16 protein-coding genes and 1 CRISPR repeat array are annotated in these 17,959 nt (G+C 50.4%); of the genes, 13 read left to right on the plus strand and 3 right to left on the minus strand.

Annotation, left to right across the window (positions count from 1 at the left end; translation table 11 throughout):
* The first annotated feature begins 71 nt into the window (after positions 1 to 71).
* Positions 72 to 806, plus strand: a complete 735-nt coding sequence (cysH, locus tag EOS98_RS04765) for a phosphoadenosine phosphosulfate reductase (protein ID WP_126523869.1) — start codon at positions 72 to 74, stop codon at positions 804 to 806.
* Positions 807 to 893: 87 nt separating this feature from the next.
* On the opposite strand, the gene sopD is transcribed toward cysH, so the two are convergent.
* Entirely contained in the window at positions 894 to 1,847 is a 954-nt protein-coding gene (gene sopD / locus EOS98_RS04770) for an SPI-1 type III secretion system effector SopD (protein WP_127821143.1), read from the minus strand.
* Between the two features lie 383 nt (positions 1,848 to 2,230).
* Positions 2,231 to 4,930: a CRISPR-associated helicase Cas3' gene (cas3, locus tag EOS98_RS04775; RefSeq protein WP_126523870.1), complete on the minus strand. Its 2,700-nt coding sequence runs from the start codon at positions 4,928 to 4,930 to the stop codon at positions 2,231 to 2,233.
* Positions 4,931 to 5,287: 357 nt separating this feature from the next.
* Here cas3 and casA point away from each other — a divergent pair, with 357 nt between their 5' ends.
* The 7 genes from casA to cas2e are packed head-to-tail and all read left to right on the plus strand — an operon-like array spanning position 5,288 to position 11,175.
* Entirely contained in the window at positions 5,288 to 6,823 is a 1,536-nt protein-coding gene (casA, locus tag EOS98_RS04780; protein ID WP_126523871.1) for a type I-E CRISPR-associated protein Cse1/CasA, read from the plus strand.
* Positions 6,824 to 6,839: 16 nt separating this feature from the next.
* The gene (casB, locus tag EOS98_RS04785; protein WP_126523872.1) at positions 6,840 to 7,442 is read left to right on the plus strand and encodes a type I-E CRISPR-associated protein Cse2/CasB; all 603 of its coding nucleotides are present in this window, start codon (positions 6,840 to 6,842) and stop codon (positions 7,440 to 7,442) included.
* A gap of 22 nt (positions 7,443 to 7,464) precedes the next feature.
* The gene (gene cas7e / locus EOS98_RS04790; protein ID WP_164550766.1) at positions 7,465 to 8,523 is read left to right on the plus strand and encodes a type I-E CRISPR-associated protein Cas7/Cse4/CasC; all 1,059 of its coding nucleotides are present in this window, start codon (positions 7,465 to 7,467) and stop codon (positions 8,521 to 8,523) included.
* Positions 8,524 to 8,532: 9 nt separating this feature from the next.
* Positions 8,533 to 9,258, plus strand: a complete 726-nt coding sequence (gene cas5e, locus EOS98_RS04795) for a type I-E CRISPR-associated protein Cas5/CasD (protein ID WP_000666424.1) — start codon at positions 8,533 to 8,535, stop codon at positions 9,256 to 9,258.
* The gene (gene cas6e, locus EOS98_RS04800; RefSeq protein ID WP_000281412.1) at positions 9,258 to 9,962 is read left to right on the plus strand and encodes a type I-E CRISPR-associated protein Cas6/Cse3/CasE; all 705 of its coding nucleotides are present in this window, start codon (positions 9,258 to 9,260) and stop codon (positions 9,960 to 9,962) included. Before cas5e ends, cas6e begins: the two co-directional genes overlap by 1 nt.
* A complete protein-coding gene (gene cas1e / locus EOS98_RS04805) occupies positions 9,962 to 10,879 on the plus strand; it encodes a type I-E CRISPR-associated endonuclease Cas1e (protein ID WP_000118674.1) in 918 nt (305 codons plus the stop codon). Before cas6e ends, cas1e begins: the two co-directional genes overlap by 1 nt.
* 2 nt (positions 10,880 to 10,881) lie before the next feature.
* Complete coding sequence (gene cas2e, locus EOS98_RS04810; protein WP_079942321.1) at positions 10,882 to 11,175, plus strand: type I-E CRISPR-associated endoribonuclease Cas2e; 294 nt, start codon at positions 10,882 to 10,884, stop codon at positions 11,173 to 11,175.
* A gap of 84 nt (positions 11,176 to 11,259) precedes the next feature.
* Positions 11,260 to 12,813: a CRISPR direct-repeat array (repeat unit 29 nt; unit sequence GTGTTCCCCGCGCCAGCGGGGATAAACCG).
* A gap of 14 nt (positions 12,814 to 12,827) precedes the next feature.
* Here the strand turns inward: cas2e and EOS98_RS04815 are convergent.
* On the minus strand, positions 12,828 to 13,874 hold the full coding sequence (locus tag EOS98_RS04815) for an aminopeptidase (protein ID WP_000490481.1): 1,047 nt from the start codon (positions 13,872 to 13,874) through the stop codon (positions 12,828 to 12,830).
* A gap of 250 nt (positions 13,875 to 14,124) precedes the next feature.
* Here EOS98_RS04815 and cysD point away from each other — a divergent pair, with 250 nt between their 5' ends.
* The 5 genes from cysD to ftsB all read left to right on the plus strand — a co-directional run bounded on the left by cysD (position 14,125) and on the right by ftsB (position 17,950).
* Positions 14,125 to 15,033, plus strand: coding sequence for a sulfate adenylyltransferase subunit CysD (gene cysD / locus EOS98_RS04820; RefSeq protein WP_000372384.1), 909 nt, complete (start codon positions 14,125 to 14,127; stop codon positions 15,031 to 15,033).
* Between the two features lie 9 nt (positions 15,034 to 15,042).
* Positions 15,043 to 16,482, plus strand: coding sequence for a sulfate adenylyltransferase subunit CysN (gene cysN / locus EOS98_RS04825; protein WP_001092256.1), 1,440 nt, complete (start codon positions 15,043 to 15,045; stop codon positions 16,480 to 16,482).
* On the plus strand, positions 16,469 to 17,074 hold the full coding sequence (gene cysC / locus EOS98_RS04830) for an adenylyl-sulfate kinase (protein WP_001173659.1): 606 nt from the start codon (positions 16,469 to 16,471) through the stop codon (positions 17,072 to 17,074). Before cysN ends, cysC begins: the two co-directional genes overlap by 14 nt.
* A gap of 50 nt (positions 17,075 to 17,124) precedes the next feature.
* On the plus strand, positions 17,125 to 17,448 hold the full coding sequence (locus EOS98_RS04835) for a DUF3561 family protein (protein ID WP_001537530.1): 324 nt from the start codon (positions 17,125 to 17,127) through the stop codon (positions 17,446 to 17,448).
* Positions 17,449 to 17,638: 190 nt separating this feature from the next.
* Positions 17,639 to 17,950 carry a cell division protein FtsB gene (gene ftsB / locus EOS98_RS04840; protein ID WP_000517480.1) on the plus strand — a complete coding sequence of 104 codons (312 nt, stop codon included), beginning with the start codon at positions 17,639 to 17,641 and terminating at the stop codon, positions 17,948 to 17,950.
* Positions 17,951 to 17,959 lie beyond the last annotated feature (9 nt).

The following is a 17,959-nucleotide window of genomic DNA, read 5'->3' on the forward strand; positions in this document are numbered from 1 at the left end:
TTATCCGGCCTACCGCCCGCGTAGGCCTGATAAGCGAAGCGCCATCAGGCAAGGTATACCGCGAGGAACTTATGTCCAAACTCGATCTAAATGCCCTGAACGACCTGTCAAAAGTCGATCGCGTACTGGCGTTGGCGGAAACCAACGCTCAACTGGAAACGCTGACTGCCGAAGAACGCGTGGCATGGGCGCTGGAAAATCTGCCCGGCGAATATGTGCTCTCCTCAAGCTTTGGCATCCAGGCGGCGGTGAGCCTGCACCTGGTGAACCAGATTCGCCCGGATATCCCGGTGATCCTCACCGATACCGGCTATTTGTTCCCGGAAACCTACCAGTTTATTGATGAGTTAACGGACAAACTCAAACTCAACCTGAAAGTTTACCGCGCGGGCGAAAGTCCGGCCTGGCAGGAAGCGCGCTACGGCAAGCTGTGGGAGCAGGGCGTTGAGGGCATTGAGAAATACAATGAGATCAACAAAGTCGAGCCGATGAACCGGGCGCTAAAAGAGCTGAAAGCGCAGACGTGGTTTGCGGGTCTGCGTCGCGAGCAGTCCGGCAGCCGCGCGCATTTACCCGTTCTCGCTATCCAGCGCGGCGTGTTTAAAGTGCTACCGATTATCGACTGGGATAACCGTACCGTTTACCAGTACCTGCAAAAGCACGGCCTGAAATACCATCCGCTGTGGGATCAGGGCTATCTGTCGGTGGGCGATACGCACACCACCCGCAAATGGGAGCCGGGTATGGCGGAAGAAGAGACACGCTTCTTCGGGCTGAAGCGCGAGTGCGGGCTGCACGAAGGGTAATTGTCCTTACGCGGTATGATTATACTTGCTGTTATGAAAAATCCGGCAGGTAGCCGGATTTTAAATTAGTTATATTACTGACTATCTTTATGTCAGTAATATATTACGACTGCACCCATCTTTACCAATGTGCAAAGAACGTTCATGGGTTAGATATAGTTTTTCAAGAATTACATCAATAAACATTTTTTTTGCATGATAGTCGTTATAATCCTGATTAAGTTTTTTTAAAAAACCAGAATTTGTTGGTTTAAACTCTGCAAACGGTGAATAGCTGTGTAGTAAATAGGAGATGCACGGATGCATCATGCTAAAAGCGACTTCACCTTGTACCTCCTGATAACCTATTTTGCAAAACTGAGTTGTAGGCTCAAAGTTACCGGCATTAATACAGGCCAGCATCGATTTTTCATCTGCAGTAAGTGAGTCCTGCCATTCGACAAGGGGGTGGTCTGGAGCCTCTGCGGGACGCATCATCTCATAAACCGTCGCTTTGATTTGTGCATTGCCCGTCACTTCTTTTCGTAGAGTTGAAATCGACTCTTGAAGTAATTCCGGGTGCCAGGTCATCTTCGAACCAATCACCTCGCATATTTGTAAAAATAATTGTCTCTCCTCTCTACTCATAGATTCTATCACTGTATCATCTGATATATTAAGGATGTCCTTAATATTGCTTTGGCTGATCACCGTGTCGCCGACCATAAGTAAAAATTGTGTCTGAGAAGCGTCCATCTTGATAGTAAACAGATCCTGATGAGCCGGGCAGGCCAGATGTTGTAGCCGTTTAAAGGCGTAAATTTTATTTATATCCTCTACGTTAACTTCCATCTCTCCAGGTTCACCACGGCCCTGCCCGTGAATGATGGAGTGTAACACTTCCAGCGCATGGTCCTTTTTTTCCGCTCTAAAATGATCCTGGACTTTATCCCAACCCCCCATATGGATTGCTTTTTCTTTATCTGCGCTTAACAGATGAGCAAGCCGACTTTCATTAAGCGTATAATTTTGATGATTACCGAAGCTTAAAGTGACTGGCATAATATTTTCCTTCAAATTTATATTATTCAATATCCGGAGTAAAATATATCGTTCAATTCTCTCTTTTTTATTAAACAGATAAAGTTTACTACAGGAGAGAATTTGAACGACATTATTAATACAGCACATTTATGGTTGGTAATCCTTTGTGGTGACGATAATTCAGACAAAAGGTAGATGATTCGCCGCAAATGGTCATTTTTTTAAATTTTGGTTTGTCATGAATGGTGTTGATGCTGAGAGATAAAGTATGATGAAATGAAGTAGTTAAATTTAATTAATTAAGGGTATTCATGGAAATGGATGTAGATAGAGAAGCTGCAAAGATTTTAGTGAATCTAATGTACTAACTTCTCTATACAACGGAGTTAGAATAATACCCGTTATCCAACCAATCCAAAACGTTTACTATAATAGCTAGCTTCTCCGGCATCAGATACCAGCACAACCTGTCCGGAAGGGCGATGGTGGCGTTTTCTGAAACAGGCTAATGTTTCCTCATCTGGACATTGGAATGTACCAGAATTTTTTTGCCACCATGATTTTCGGACGGATAAGCGACTTTTTTCCCAGCAGAAATCTATTTCATCAACTAAAGGGCGTAGCTGTCCATCAATGTCTTTTCTGGCGAGATAAACATCAACACTCTCTTCACCCAGACGGGTAGAAAATTCTCTATCTTTATCCCATAAAAAGTCGCTGGCTTCCCGATCGTAACCGAGATCGTAACGTAATAAATTTTGCGCAGCCACTGAACGTTGGCTAAGGACTTTGCCAAAGGCAACGTCAGAGATCGTCTGCAAGCCTGCTGGCGCAGCAATTTTCTGCTCGTATACGCCGTCAACGAGTGCTCTGGCATTATCCGGCATACGGATCTCACCATGTTGACGCAGCAGCGCCTGTGTACGCCACAGGCAGGCATGATCGGCGTAAACAAAGCCGGTACCTTTTAGCTCTTGCCCCAACCAGCCCTCTTCTGCCTGCTCCTGCCAGTGAGGGGCCAGAATATGCAATACTGGTGGCTGGCGTTCATCCGGAAGCGTAGATTTTCGTTGCCCATGGGCATCGCGGATATGGCGTTGCAGGCGACCGGCGCGCTGGATCAATAAATCAATCGGCGCCAGATCGGTGATCATCCAGTCAAAGTCCAGATCGAGACTTTGTTCAACGACTTGTGTGGCGATTAATACCTTACCACGTCGTTCAGAAACGGGGGCATTGTTACCAAACCAGTTTAACGTTTTATTTTCAATAGCAATACGATCGATAAAAGCAAAACGGCTGTGGAAAAGCAAAAGATCCTGCTGTGGAACGATTCCCTCGTGTAGCAACTGCTGGTAAGTATCCAGCGCATCATCAACCGTGTTGCGGATCCAACAAATGCACTGTCCGGTTGCCACAACGCGATAAATAATGTCCAGTGCTTCCTGGCGCTGCTGTATCCAATTCACGACTACAGTCCTTTGGACTTCGGGACGTGTGGCCAGTGGTTGCTCTAACAGACCGGAGGAAGTGAGGTGGCTTAACCATGGATAACCCGCGTTATCGCTACCACCAGCGCTCATAAATCCCGCGCCATCGCTAAACGCATTAAGTAATTTTTCCCGTAAAGCGGCGGGAAGAGTGGCGCTCAGAATAATAGCGCTACCGCCCTGGGCGGCATGGAAGCGCAATAAACCTTCCAGCAATTTAACCATATAACCATCATAGGCGTGCACTTCATCCAGCAGCAGGATTTTGTCGCGCATCCCTAGCAATCGGAGCGATTGATGGCGAAAAGGCATCACCGCCATTAAGAGTTGATCCAGCGTACCTACGCCGACTTCCGCCAGCAGCGCTTTTTTGCGTGAATCTGCAAACCAGGTATGGCACTCAGTAGTCGCGTTGCCATCATCACGGGCATAATCTTCAGCTATATTTTCTGTTGGCTGCCAGATGGATTGTCGGAAAGAGTCCGACATTTCTCGCCCACCGTGTGCCAGGATGAGCGATGGCCTGGACTCATCGGTAAATAGCGCATGATAAGCCGATGCCAGGCGCTGATACATGGCGTTTGCGGTGGCCATTGTCGGCAACCCAACGTAGAGACCGTGGCCTTTATTGGCTGACATTAAACGGTGAGTCAGAATCAGCGCGGCCTCTGTTTTGCCTGCTCCGGTAACGTCTTCCAGGACAACCAGCTGTGCACCGGGTGCTGAAATATCCAGTTCGCTTGTCCGTTGCTGAAGAGGGGTGAGCGTCTGAATGAACGGAAATAATGCCCGGTGATCTTGATAATGGCTGTGCTGAGATAACGGCGGCATTCGGAGGATGGCCTGTTGGGCTTTTTCACAAGCGAGAGGCCAATAATCTTTCAATGGCATGGCGCTGCTGAGCAGTGGAAACTGGCTTTCATCCGAGCCCATCCAGTCGGCAAGGGTGACAAGCCCAGCGAAAAACCAACTGTGCTGTTTTAAACATTTTCTCCCTGCTTTGGTTTTCCACTCCTGAGGTAGAGTGAAAGGAAATAATTCACTTAATGCTTCCAGATAATGCGTTGCTGCGACAATGTCTTCATCGGTGAATGCCAGCGAGCTTCTGTTTTTCATGGTGTCCGGTGGGATGCCATGGTGCCCGGTGCTAATAAGCATCCAGCTATTTAAAGCGCTTTCAAACCTGGCGCGATTTTCTGGTTCAATGCCTGCGATAATTTCATTACTGCCTGAACTCCACGCTTCAAATAATTTACCCCATAAATAGAAGCCTAAGGAATCATGTCTCTCAAATGCGGAAACACCGCTAACGGGAGAGACTAAGGGAGAGTCTGGGAATTCGGCGTATTTTTGAAATCCTCTGGCGAATTTTCCGATATCGTGGCTGGCAAGAAACCAGATTATCCAGTTTTCTGCATTTGTACCTGAGATATTACATTCCTTTAATATATTACATGAATTGAATATATTGTTTTTTATTATGTATTTCCCGCATGCAGCAACGTCCAGGCAATGGTATGCCAGTAAATGATAATTACAGATTATGTTTTTTGTTGATTTATCAGTTTTCCCCCAATAGCAGAGGTAGTCCAGATATTCTATCTGTGTCATCTTTTTCCTGTAGCAGGGGGATTACAATGAAATCGATAATAAATTGGGAGACGGGTAATTGGCCAGTTTTTTTGTCTGGATTAGGTTATCCCCGCTGGCGCGGGGAACGCTGCGCTATTAAGACTGTATCTACGGTTTATCCCATAATTTTAGGGAACGTATTAAAGATAACAGATAACTATAAAAAATAAATAGTCTGATTTAAGACTGTATCTACTTTTTATTTGTATTTTCGTCTTCGAGAAAATGTAGTATAACTCCGATGACAGCATTTAAGAGATACCTCAGGACGGAACTTACCTATAGGTAGGTAATATTCCAAATTGGCTTAATAAATAGCCCTGCAGGAGTAAAGGTATGGATTTAACCAAAGAGAAATGGCTTCCCGTCATATTCTCAAACGGCGATAAAAAGAAAATATCATTACGCGATCTTCTGGATAACCGCATTCAGGATCTTGCATACCCCCGGCCCGATTTCCAGGGGGCAGCATGGCAAATGCTGATTGGTATTTTACAATGTACCGTCGCGCCGGAAGATAAAGAAGAATGGGCGGATATCTGGCATGACGGTATCGAATTCGAACAATGGGAGAAGGCGTTAAATACGATTTCTTTGGCTCTACAGTTCGGCGAGCAAAAACCTTCCTTCCTGCAAAGTTTTGATCCTCTCGATAGTGAATATGGTTCTATTGCCGGGCTGCTGGTGGATGCGCCGGGCGGGAATGCGCTCAAGCTCAATAAAGATCATTTTGTAAAACGTGGCAACGTAGAACAAATATGTCCTCACTGCGCGGCGATAGCGCTATTTGCGATTCAAACCAATTCACCTGCCGGCGGGGCGGGTTACCGGGTAGGGATGCGCGGCGGTGGTCCGCTGACTACGCTGGTGGTACCGCAGGAAGAAGATAAATATCCACTATGGAAAAAACTTTGGCTTAACGTTTTGCCGCAGGAAGAGCCGCCGAATGTTACACAGCATCCACTCATTTTTCCCTGGCTTGCGCCGACGAAAACCAGCGAAAAAGCGGGGAATGTGGTCACACCGGATAATGCGCACCCCTTGCAAGCCTACTGGGGGATGCCGCGGCGCATAGAACTGGATTTCACCCACACTGTGGCAGGTATCTGCGATTTGTGCGGGGAGCATCACGAATCACTGCTACTGCAAATGCGCAGTAAAAATTATGGCGTTCAGTACGACAGTTGGCTACATCCCTTCTCCCCATATCGGCAGGCATTGAAAGATCCATCCGCACCCTGGCTGGCGTTTAAAGGGCAGCCGGGCGGGTTAAGTTATAAAGACTGGTTGGGGCTGATGCTCAATCGTGAGGATAAGTTCAACAAAATGCAGCCTGCAAAGGTCGTTCGTGCCGCTGGTCAGCGGAACAAAATGAGCCTGTGGTGCTTTGCCTGGGATATGGATAAGGCCAAGGTCCGCTGCTGGTATCAGCACCGAATTCCGCTCATTAGCGTTTCCCATGAAGAGCAATTTCTCACTGTGCTTAACATTGTGCTGGTGCTGGCTAGTGAGTCGCTGTCGCTGTTACGGAACGCGTTAAAGAGCGCCAAATTCGATTGTCCGAAAGAAGCCAAAATGGATTTTAGTATGGTGGATATCGCCTTCTGGCAGGAAACCGAACCCGCTTTTCGGACGTTGCAAGAGGCGCTGGCTGTCGATCCGCTTCGGCAGGATACACAGACTCGTCACGCAGTAAGTCAGTGGGAGGCGGAATTAGCACACTATCTATTTCACGTTTTTGACCGTGATGCCCTGACCAACCCCGACTGCCCGGACGATATCCTGCAGCGCCAGCTGACGGCCCGACAGGATTTAGCCAGCAGCTATCGTAAACATAAAGCGCGCAAGGATGTGTTGGCGCTGGTCGAATAACAGAAGGAAGCCAAATATGCTGAATAGCAATACAGCAGTGTTATGCAGAATTCTCCACCCCGATGCGCAGAAGGCACTACTTGACTGGTTTGCTACGTTGTCTGAGCGTTATGAGCGCAAGGATGGTAAACGAGTCAACGGTCGCGCCTGGCGGGCTGAGTTGAAAAGAATGGTGCCGCCATATGGCGTAATGATATGTGAAGGGCATGACGCTCTCCGCCAGGCTCTGCTTAAACATATGCGACTGCAACCTCTTGATGAGATGGCTCTGGCTCTGTTTGTCAGCGTCGCTGTGCATATTAAGAGTCATAAGGCGAATATTAGTTTCGCTGCGCAGTTAGGGGAAAAGCTTAAAGGTTCCACGTCGTGCGTTTCTGGTCTGCGTTTTGAACGTTTGCAAAAAGCGTCCGACCCGGAAACATTTTGCCAGTTGTTGATTCAGGCAGTGAAGATTCGCGGTACGGAGGGGGTGAATGTTCTTTCACTTGCCGATGGCATTTTCCTGTGGATGGAAGAGTGGCAACGACGCGAAAACCATCAGCCGGAATTCCGTAACCCCTTTGAACGAAATCGCATCCGTTGGGCGAACGAATATCTTTCCACGTCGCGTGGCAAATAATCATTTTTAGAAGGATTTGATAATGACAACTTTTATTCAACTGCATTTATTGACTGCTTATGCGCCCGCTAACCTGAATCGTGATGAGTCTGGCAGACCGAAGACCGCGTTTATGGGAGGAGTTGAGCGTTTACGCGTATCGTCGCAAAGTCTGAAGCGTGCCTGGCGGGTGTCGGAAACTTTTGAAGCGGCAATGGATGGTTTTATGGGTAAGCGTACTCGTCGAATTGGCGTGGATTATGTTTATCGTCCGATGAAAGATGCCGGAATTGAAGAAAAAATTGCTAAGAGTTCGTCTGATTTAATCGCTAAGCAATTTGGCAAGCTTAAAAGTGATAAAGATGCGAAACTGGAAAAAAATCTCGAAATTGAGCAGATCGTTCACGTCAGTAACCATGAAATTAGTTTGATTAAACAACTGGTTGATACGCTAATTGCCGACAAACGCGAACCTAACGATGAAGAAGTGAAGCTTCTGCGCAAAGAGCAGCGTAGCGTAGATATGGCGCTGTTTGGCCGTATGCTGGCGTCATCGCCTGAGTTCAACGTCGAGGCTGCTTGTCAGGTATCCCATGCGTTGGGCGTAAGTGCCGTGACCGTTGAGTCTGATTTTTTCACCGCCGTTGACGATCTGAATAATAAAGAGGAAGACGCAGGTTCCGGGCATATGGGCGAGCAGGGTTTTGCCTCGGCGCTTTTCTATACCTATGTCTGTATCAGCCGCGATCTGCTGGTGGAAAACCTGGGTGGTAACGAAGAACTGGCGAAGCGTACTATCGCGGCACTCACTGAAACAGCGTTAACCGTCTCGCCAACCGGTAAACAAAACAGCTTCGCTTCTCGTGCCTATGCCACCTATGCGTTGGCCGAAGTCGGGCAAAAACAACCGCGTTCTCTGGCGGCGGCATTTTTCCAGCCGGTACGCGATACCGATCAAATTCCTGCGGCAATAACCCGTTTAAAACAGCAGCGCGCCAGCTTCGATAGCGTATACGGAAACTGTGCAGACGATTATCGCGAGTTGAACGTTCAGGAAGGTACGGGATCTCTGGCGGAATTACTGGCCTTTGTTAGCCAGTAAGGATGAATAATGAAGGAATATCTGGTTTTTCAGCTCTATGCGCCGCTGGCGTCGTGGGGGGAAGAAGCGTCTGGCGAGATTCGCCACTCAGCTACGGTTCCCACGCGCTCTGCGCTATTGGGTCTGCTTGCCGCAGCGTTAGGAATTCGACGCGACGAAGAAGCGCGGCTGAATAACTTTAACCGGCACTATCATCTGGCGGTGCACGCGTTGGCTTCACAAGATCGTTGGCTGCGGGATTATCACACGGTTAGCGCGCCGCGAGAAAACAAAAAGTATCGTTACTACACGCGCCGGGATGAACTGACTCTCGCGCCGGATGAAGTGGGGACGCTTATCTCGCAGCGAGAATATCGCTGCGACGGCTACTGGCATGTGGCAATAAGCGCCACGCCTGATGCACCACATTCGCTTAGCGAATTGCGAGAGGCGCTGCTGACACCGCATTTTCCGCTCTATCTGGGGAGAAAATCCTGCCCGCTGGCGTTACCGTTAGCGGCGCGTTTAATGACCGGCACCTTAAAAGAGGTATTCACCCATGCTGTGGAGGAGATTTCCGCAGCGGAATTAAGTGGATTTACCCTGCGTGAGGGTATTTGTTATTGGGATGATCCTGATGAGGAGAGTCTGGTCTGGCAACAAAAGCAGCATAGCAATAACCAGCCAGTTAGCCGCCAACGCTGGCAGTTTGGCGGCTACACCCGCTTCAATGGGCCGTTGCAGGAGAGAACATAATGTATCTTTCTCGTATTCAACTCCGGTTTAATAATTTGCGACCGGAGATGTTGGCAAAGTGGAATTCAGCCAGGCCTTATGCCAGCCACCAGTGGTTATGGCAGCTCTTTCCGGAACAGGAATTGCGTCAGTTTCTGTTTCGCGAAGAGGCGCATGGCGGCTTTTTTATGCTCTCGGCAATACCGCCGTTATTGCAGCACTCCCTGTTTCTTATTGAAACCAAACCATTTAATCCGCAACTGACAAATGGTCTTGAGCTTGATTTTCAACTACGAGCTAACCCGGTGATAACCCGTAACGGTAAGCGCAGTGACGTGATGATGAACGCGAAACATCAGGCGAAGGCGAATGGTGTGGAGAAAGAGCGGTGGTGGGAGCTTCAACAGCAGGCCGCGCAGGCGTGGCTGGAACAACAAGGGCAGCAGCATGGTTTCCGGTTGATTGCACCGGAACCTGATGATTTCGCTATGTGGGCTGGTGACGAGTACAGTGAATTGCAGGCACATTGTGGATGCGTGCAAGCGTATCAGCAGCATCGTTTTGTCCGTAAAGACCAGGAAACCCCAATCACTTTCAGTAGCGTTGATTTTAGCGGTGCGCTCTGTATCACCGATGCAGCACTGTTTAAACAGGCTTTATTTTCCGGATTAGGTAAAAGTAAAGCGCTGGGCTGCGGAATGCTGATGGTAAAAAGGAAACGCTGATGAGCTGGCTGCCGCTGAATCCCATCCCGTTGAAAGACCGTGTTTCGATGATATTTCTCCAGTACGGACAAATAGATGTGATCGACGGTGCGTTTGTGCTTATCGATAAAACGGGTGTACGTACCCATATTCCTGTTGGATCGGTGGCCTGCATCATGCTGGAACCGGGGACGCGGGTTTCCCATGCCGCCGTGCGACTTGCGGCAACGGTGGGTACGTTACTGGTGTGGGTGGGGGAAGCGGGCGTACGCGTTTACGCTTCGGGGCAGCCAGGTGGTGCCCGTTCCGACAAATTGCTTTATCAGGCGAAACTTGCACTGGATGAAGATTTGCGGCTGAAGGTCGTGCGTAAAATGTTTGAATTACGTTTTGGCGAACCCGCGCCGAGCCGTCGTTCTGTAGATCAATTGCGTGGTATTGAGGGGAGCCGTGTGCGGGCAACCTATGCACTACTTGCTAAGCAGTATGGCGTGAAATGGCAGGGACGTCGCTACGATCCGAAAGACTGGGAGAAAGGCGATGTCATTAATCAGTGTATCAGCTCGGCAACCTCCTGCCTCTATGGCGTAACGGAGGCGGCAATACTGGCTGCCGGATATGCGCCCGCGATTGGATTTGTGCACACCGGCAAGCCGCTTTCTTTTGTCTATGATATTGCCGATATCATTAAATTTGAGACCGTTGTACCGAAAGCATTTGAAATTGCGCGACGTAATCCTGCCGAGCCTGATCGTGATGTCCGTATTGCCTGCCGGGATATCTTCCGCAGTGGAAAAACATTGGCGAAATTGATTCCTCTTATTGAAGATGTTCTCGCGGCAGGGGAAATTCAACCGCCGTTACCTCCTGAAGATTCACAACCCATAGCGATCCCTCTTCCTGTTGCGTTGGGAGATTCCGGTCATCGGAGTACCTAACGATGAGTATGCTGGTTGTCGTTACCGAAAATGTTCCTCCTCGTCTGCGGGGGAGGCTGGCCGTCTGGTTACTGGAAATTCGAGCTGGTGTGTATGTTGGTGATGTTTCCGCAAAGATCCGCGAGATGATATGGCAACAGGTTTCCATTCTGGCAGATGAGGGAAATGTTGTTATGGCGTGGGCGACAAATACAGAATCAGGTTTTGAGTTTCAGACTTTTGGTGTAAATCGACGTATTCCGGTAGATCTTGATGGACTGCGATTGGTGTCGTTTCTACCTGTTGAAAATCAATAAGTTAGAGATCTTTAAAAATTAGGAAAAGTTGGTGGGTTTTTTGTGCGCTAAAAAAGTATTTAAATTCAATTGGGTAGATTTAGAGTGTTCCCCGCGCCAGCGGGGATAAACCGGCAACGTCGTCATTGATGAAGCCGCGTTCCACGTGTTCCCCGCGCCAGCGGGGATAAACCGCGTGTTTTCGCCCCGGAGACAATACCAAAATAGTGTTCCCCGCGCCAGCGGGGATAAACCGGCACCGCATGACATGCGATGAATACCGTGATAGTGTTCCCCGCGCCAGCGGGGATAAACCGAGAAAAACCTTGATAAAACCTTTCCTAAAACGGTGTTCCCCGCGCCAGCGGGGATAAACCGGATGACCCGGAGGCTTACGAGGGTTGCGCGGCGTGTTCCCCGCGCCAGCGGGGATAAACCGATATTACCGGGACCGGATTTGACGGTACCAGCGTGTTCCCCGCGCCAGCGGGGATAAACCGTGACTGCGCGGACCGGGCCAGCGCGTCGATTTGTGTTCCCCGCGCCAGCGGGGATAAACCGGGTAATTATGCCATTGTCGTCAGGGGTAAAACGTGTTCCCCGCGCCAGCGGGGATAAACCGCCTCTTTTAGTCTCGGCCATGAATCGTTATTAGTGTTCCCCGCGCCAGCGGGGATAAACCGTCACTGATATTAAATAAATACTATATTTTACAGTGTTCCCCGCGCCAGCGGGGATAAACCGCAATGAATTTGCTCCGGAAATAGATAAAGCGCGTGTTCCCCGCGCCAGCGGGGATAAACCGGGCGCACTGGCGTATAACCTCTTGCGTGCCGTGTGTTCCCCGCGCCAGCGGGGATAAACCGTCCCCCCGGAGGCTGTACCAAAAATCGTAGAAGTGTTCCCCGCGCCAGCGGGGATAAACCGATTGTATATCTTGTTGAGTTTGAAGGGTGAAAGTGTTCCCCGCGCCAGCGGGGATAAACCGATGGCTGGGTAGTGGAGTAATCATTATGTGCGGTGTTCCCCGCGCCAGCGGGGATAAACCGTGAATACCATTTTCCCGACAGAATAATTTAAAGTGTTCCCCGCGCCAGCGGGGATAAACCGCCTGACGCCAAAGGGAACGTGAAAGTGTCTACGTGTTCCCCGCGCCAGCGGGGATAAACCGTTTAATCGCAGTTTTAAATGTTGCCTGCGCATGTGTTCCCCGCGCCAGCGGGGATAAACCGGGCTGGCATCAGATCTCTAAAGAATATGACAAGTGTTCCCCGCGCCAGCGGGGATAAACCGCCTTCGATTTAACAGGCTGGACAATCACGACAGTGTTCCCCGCGCCAGCGGGGATAAACCGTTAAGAGGAGATTATTTGTGGCTAAAAATTACGTGTTCCCCGCGCCAGCGGGGATAAACCGATCGCGCAGAACTGGCGTAATAGTCAGGAAGCGTGTTCCCCGCGCCAGCGGGGATAAACCGCCGCCCAGAGAGGTCGCCACCTATACGGCAGTGTGTTCCCCGCGCCAGCGGGGATAAACCGTTGGGGTTAATTGGGCAAATTGAATCAGGAACGTGTTCCCCGCGCCAGCGGGGATAAACCGTTGGGTTAATCCCACTGCCGGAAAGCTCGTAAGTGTTCCCCGCGTCAGCGGGGATAAACACGTTTCACCAGCTTATCAGGACGTTTTTTCCGCCTTCGCCAGCTCTTTTACCAACGGCAGCATTATCCGCACTACATCGCGGCTACGGCGCTCAATTCGCCCTGGCAGCGCCTTGTCAATATGCTGTTGATTATCAAGCCGTACGTCGTGCCAGCTATTGCCGTTCGGGAAGGATGCATTTTTCACGCGTTGCTGGTATCCGTCTTTTTTACCCAGATTCCAGTTCGTCGCCTCAACAGAAAGCACAGATATTCCCGCTTTATCGAAAACCTCCGCGTCATTACAGCAACCCGTTCCTTTGGGGTAGGATGGATTGCGTCCCGGATTGGTGTTGGCGGCGATACCATAACGGCGCGCAATCGCTAATGCCCGATCGCGGGTCAGTGTACGCACCGCTTCCGGCGTATTTTTCCCGCTATTAAAATAGAGCTTGTCGCCAACAATCAGGTTATCGAGATTAATCACCAGCAGCGTATTTTTCTTCTCAGCGTCACTCATTCGTTTGAGTAAATTTTCCGCGCCTAGCTTTCCCTCTTCTTCCCCGCTGGTGGCGATAAAACGAATCCCGTAATGGGTCGGTATATCTTTCAGACGCGCCGCCAGTTCCAGCATAACGCCTAATCCCGCGGCATTATCATCCATTCCCTGTAACGTTAAACCGCCCAGATTGGCATCGACATCAGCGTCGCTCTGCGGAGCGTAGGTATCCAGATGCGCCATAATGATGATCTGCTGCGGCACGCGCCCTTCATGGGCGGCGATGACCGTGCTGCCCGTCACGTTATGCCAGTTTTTGCGATTATCCTTCGTGGTATAAATAAATCGGCTATTAAACGTTCGAATATCGCTTTGGTATCCCATCTGGGTAAATTGTTGGCGTAAATAATCGGCAGACAACATCTCGGCGGGGGAGCCCGTCATTCTCCCGGGAAAAAAGGTGGCGATATGTCGTGCCTGAGTATTCGCTATTTCACCAGGCCCTGGTGATGCTGCTTGTGCAGGAAGGATAAAGCCTACGCCGAGCGCCAGAATGACGGCAAAGCGGCGCGTTGCGGAAAACATAATGAGTCCTTAAATACAGAACAAAATTTTACGTGGCTAGTATGAAACCGCGATCGTGTTAATACAATTTCATTTGCTCCTAAATGCTGGCAATCCGGTACGTTAAGCATTTTTTGATATTGGTTTTTGGGCCGCGTTATTCCTTTGAGGAACTACTCATTCCAATTCGTCATTTCATTCACTCTCCTGCGCTCCCTATAGTCGTGTAATCGAAATGTTTAGCAAAAAACGGTATTGCAAAGGAACGGTTATGGATCAAAAACGACTCACCCACCTGCGGCAACTGGAGGCGGAAAGTATCCACATTATCCGTGAAGTGGCAGCGGAATTCGCTAACCCGGTCATGCTGTACTCCATTGGTAAAGACTCCAGCGTTATGCTGCATCTGGCGCGTAAGGCGTTTTATCCGGGTACGTTACCGTTCCCGCTATTGCACGTTGATACCGGTTGGAAATTCCGTGAGATGTACGCCTTTCGCGATCGTACCGCCAACGCATATGGCTGCGAGTTGCTGGTACATAAAAATCCGGAAGGCGTGGCGATGGGCATCAATCCGTTCGTTCACGGTAGCGCTAAACACACCGACATTATGAAAACCGAAGGGTTAAAGCAGGCGCTGAATAAGTACGGTTTTGATGCCGCGTTCGGCGGCGCACGGCGCGATGAGGAAAAATCCCGCGCGAAAGAACGTATTTACTCCTTTCGTGACCGTTTCCATCGCTGGGACCCGAAAAATCAGCGGCCAGAGTTGTGGCGTAACTATAACGGTCAGATTAATAAAGGCGAAAGTATACGCGTCTTCCCGCTCTCCAACTGGACAGAGCAGGATATCTGGCAATACATCTGGCTGGAAAACATCGACATCGTGCCGCTGTATTTGGCTGCTGAACGCCCGGTTCTGGAACGTGACGGCATGTTGATGATGGTGGATGACGATCGTATCGATCTCCAGCCTGGCGAAGTCATCAAAAAAAGGATGGTGCGCTTCCGTACACTTGGCTGTTGGCCGCTCACCGGGGCGGTGGAATCCCACGCGCAAACGCTGCCGGAAATTATCGAAGAGATGCTGGTTTCTACCACCAGTGAGCGCCAGGGGAGGATGATTGACCGCGATCAGGCGGGGTCAATGGAGCTTAAAAAACGTCAGGGGTATTTCTAAGGAGCCGCCATGAACACCATACTTGCACAACAAATCGCCAATGAAGGCGGCGTCGAAGCCTGGATGATTGCCCAACAGCACAAAAGCCTGCTGCGTTTTTTAACCTGTGGCAGCGTTGATGACGGTAAAAGTACGCTGATAGGTCGTTTGCTGCACGATACCCTGCAAATTTATGAAGATCAGCTCTCTTCTCTGCATAATGACAGTAAACGTCATGGCACGCAGGGAGAAAAACTCGATCTGGCGCTGCTGGTAGATGGGCTGCAGGCCGAGCGTGAGCAGGGCATTACTATTGACGTCGCGTACCGCTATTTCTCCACGGAAAAACGAAAATTTATTATCGCCGACACGCCGGGCCATGAACAATATACCCGTAATATGGCGACCGGGGCGTCCACCTGCGATCTGGCGATCCTACTGATCGACGCGCGTAAAGGCGTGCTGGATCAGACGCGTCGCCATAGCTTTATTTCCACTCTGTTGGGGATCAAACATCTGGTGGTGGCAATCAACAAAATGGATCTCGTTGACTACCGCGAAGAGACCTTCGCCCGTATTCGTGAAGATTACCTGACCTTTGCTGAGCAGTTGCCGGGCGATCTGGATATTCGCTTTGTCCCGCTTTCGGCGCTGGAAGGGGATAATGTCGCCGCGCAGAGCGCGAATATGCGCTGGTACAGCGGTCCGACGCTGCTGGAAGTCCTGGAAACGGTAGACATACAGCGTGCGGTAGACCGTCAGCCGATGCGCTTTCCGGTACAATACGTCAATCGCCCGAACCTTGATTTTCGGGGGTATGCCGGCACTCTGGCGTCTGGTAGCGTCAAAGTCGGAGAGCGCATTAAAGTGCTGCCGTCTGGCGTGGAATCCAGCGTGGCGCGTATCGTCACTTTTGATGGCGATAAAGAAGAAGCCTGTGCGGGCGAAGCCATTACCCTGGTACTCAACGACGACATTGATATTAGCCGCGGCGATCTGCTGCTGGCGGCAAACGAGACGCTGGCACCTGCGCGGCACGCCGCGATCGACGTGGTATGGATGGCGGAACAGCCGCTGGCGCCGGGCCAAAGCTACGACGTTAAACTCGCGGGTAAGAAAACCCGCGCGCGTATCGAGGCTATTCGCTATCAGATTGATATCAACAATCTGACCCAACGAGACGTCGAGAGCCTGCCGTTAAACGGTATTGGTCTGGTAGAGATGACATTCGATGAGCCGCTCGCGCTGGATATTTATCAGCAAAATCCGGTGACGGGCGGACTGATTTTTATCGACCGGCTTTCTAACGTTACCGTGGGCGCTGGCATGGTGCGGGAACTGGACGAACGCGGAGCGACGCCGCCCGTGGAATACAGTGCGTTTGAGCTGGAGCTGAATGCGCTGGTACGCCGTCATTTTCCGCACTGGGACGCCCGCGATTTGCTGGGAGATAAACATGGCGCTGCATGATGAGAACGTGGTCTGGCATTCTCATCCCGTTACTGTCGCCGCCCGTGAACAGCTCCACGGCCACCGTGGCGTGGTGCTGTGGTTTACCGGACTCTCCGGTTCGGGAAAATCAACGGTGGCCGGCGCGCTGGAAGAGGCGTTACATCACCGTGGCGTCAGTACCTACCTGTTGGATGGCGATAATGTGCGCCACGGTTTGTGCCGTGATTTAGGCTTTAGCGATGCCGATCGCCAGGAAAATATCCGGCGGGTAGGCGAAGTGGCCAGTCTGATGGCGGACGCCGGTCTGATTGTTTTGACGGCATTTATTTCTCCGCACCGCGCCGAGCGGCAACTGGTAAAAGAGCGCGTCGGCCACGATCGTTTTATCGAGATTTATGTCAATACGCCGCTGGCTATCTGTGAACAGCGCGATCCTAAAGGATTGTATAAAAAAGCGCGCGCGGGCGAGTTGCGTAACTTTACCGGTATCGACGCCATTTACGAAGCGCCTGACTCGCCCCAGGTTCATCTTAATGGTGAACAATTAGTAACAAATTTGGTTTCCCAATTATTAGACCTGCTGAGACGGCGCGATATTATCAGATCCTGAGACACCACCGGGCTTGTATGCCCGGTATGGTCAAGGTTACAGGATTTAATATGCGTAATAGCCATAACATTACTTTCACAAGGTCAGACGCCTTCATGGTCGACGATGACGCCACCAGTGCATTTCCGGGGGCGGTGGTCGGCTTTGTGTCATGGCTGCTGGCGTTGGGGATCCCTTTTCTGCTTTATGGCCCTAACACGCTGTTTTTTTTCCTCTATACCTGGCCCTTTTTCCTCGCGTTAATGCCGGTATCGGTGATTATCGGCATTGCGTTGCATCTGTTGGTAAAGGGCAAAATACTTTTTAGCATCATGTTTACTCTACTGGCCGTAGGCGCGCTGTTCGGCGCGTTATTCATATGGCTATTAGGGTAGACGGGTTATCACTGCGCCTCCGGTCATAATTCAAACCGTAACCAACAATGAGATTATGTTCTCCTTACTCGGGTATACGTAACATCCGGCAAATGTGGTACATTTGCCGGCGTTGTCGCGGCAATCCCGTCCTGAATGTGGAGTCACAGAGGACGTTATGGGATGATGATGCCGTTTTTCAGGGGGCAGGATGGGTAAACTAACGCTGCTGTTGCTGGCTTTACTGGTCTGGCTACAGTACTCGCTGTGGTTCGGTAAGAACGGCATACATGACTATAGCCGCGTCAACGATGATGTGGTCGCGCAGCAGGCGACAAACGCCAAACTTAAAGCGCGTAACGATCAGCTTTTTGCCGAAATTGACGATCTCAATGGCGGCCAGGAAGCGATTGAGGAGCGCGCGCGCAACGAACTTAGCATGACCAAACCGGGCGAAACCTTCTATCGTCTGGTGCCTGACGCCTCAAAACGCGCGGCAACGGCGGGGCAAACTCATCGATAAACCATCCAG

Origin of the sequence: Salmonella sp. SSDFZ69, assembly GCF_004010755.1 — a bacterium.
GTDB lineage: Bacteria > Pseudomonadota > Gammaproteobacteria > Enterobacterales > Enterobacteriaceae > Salmonella > Salmonella enterica.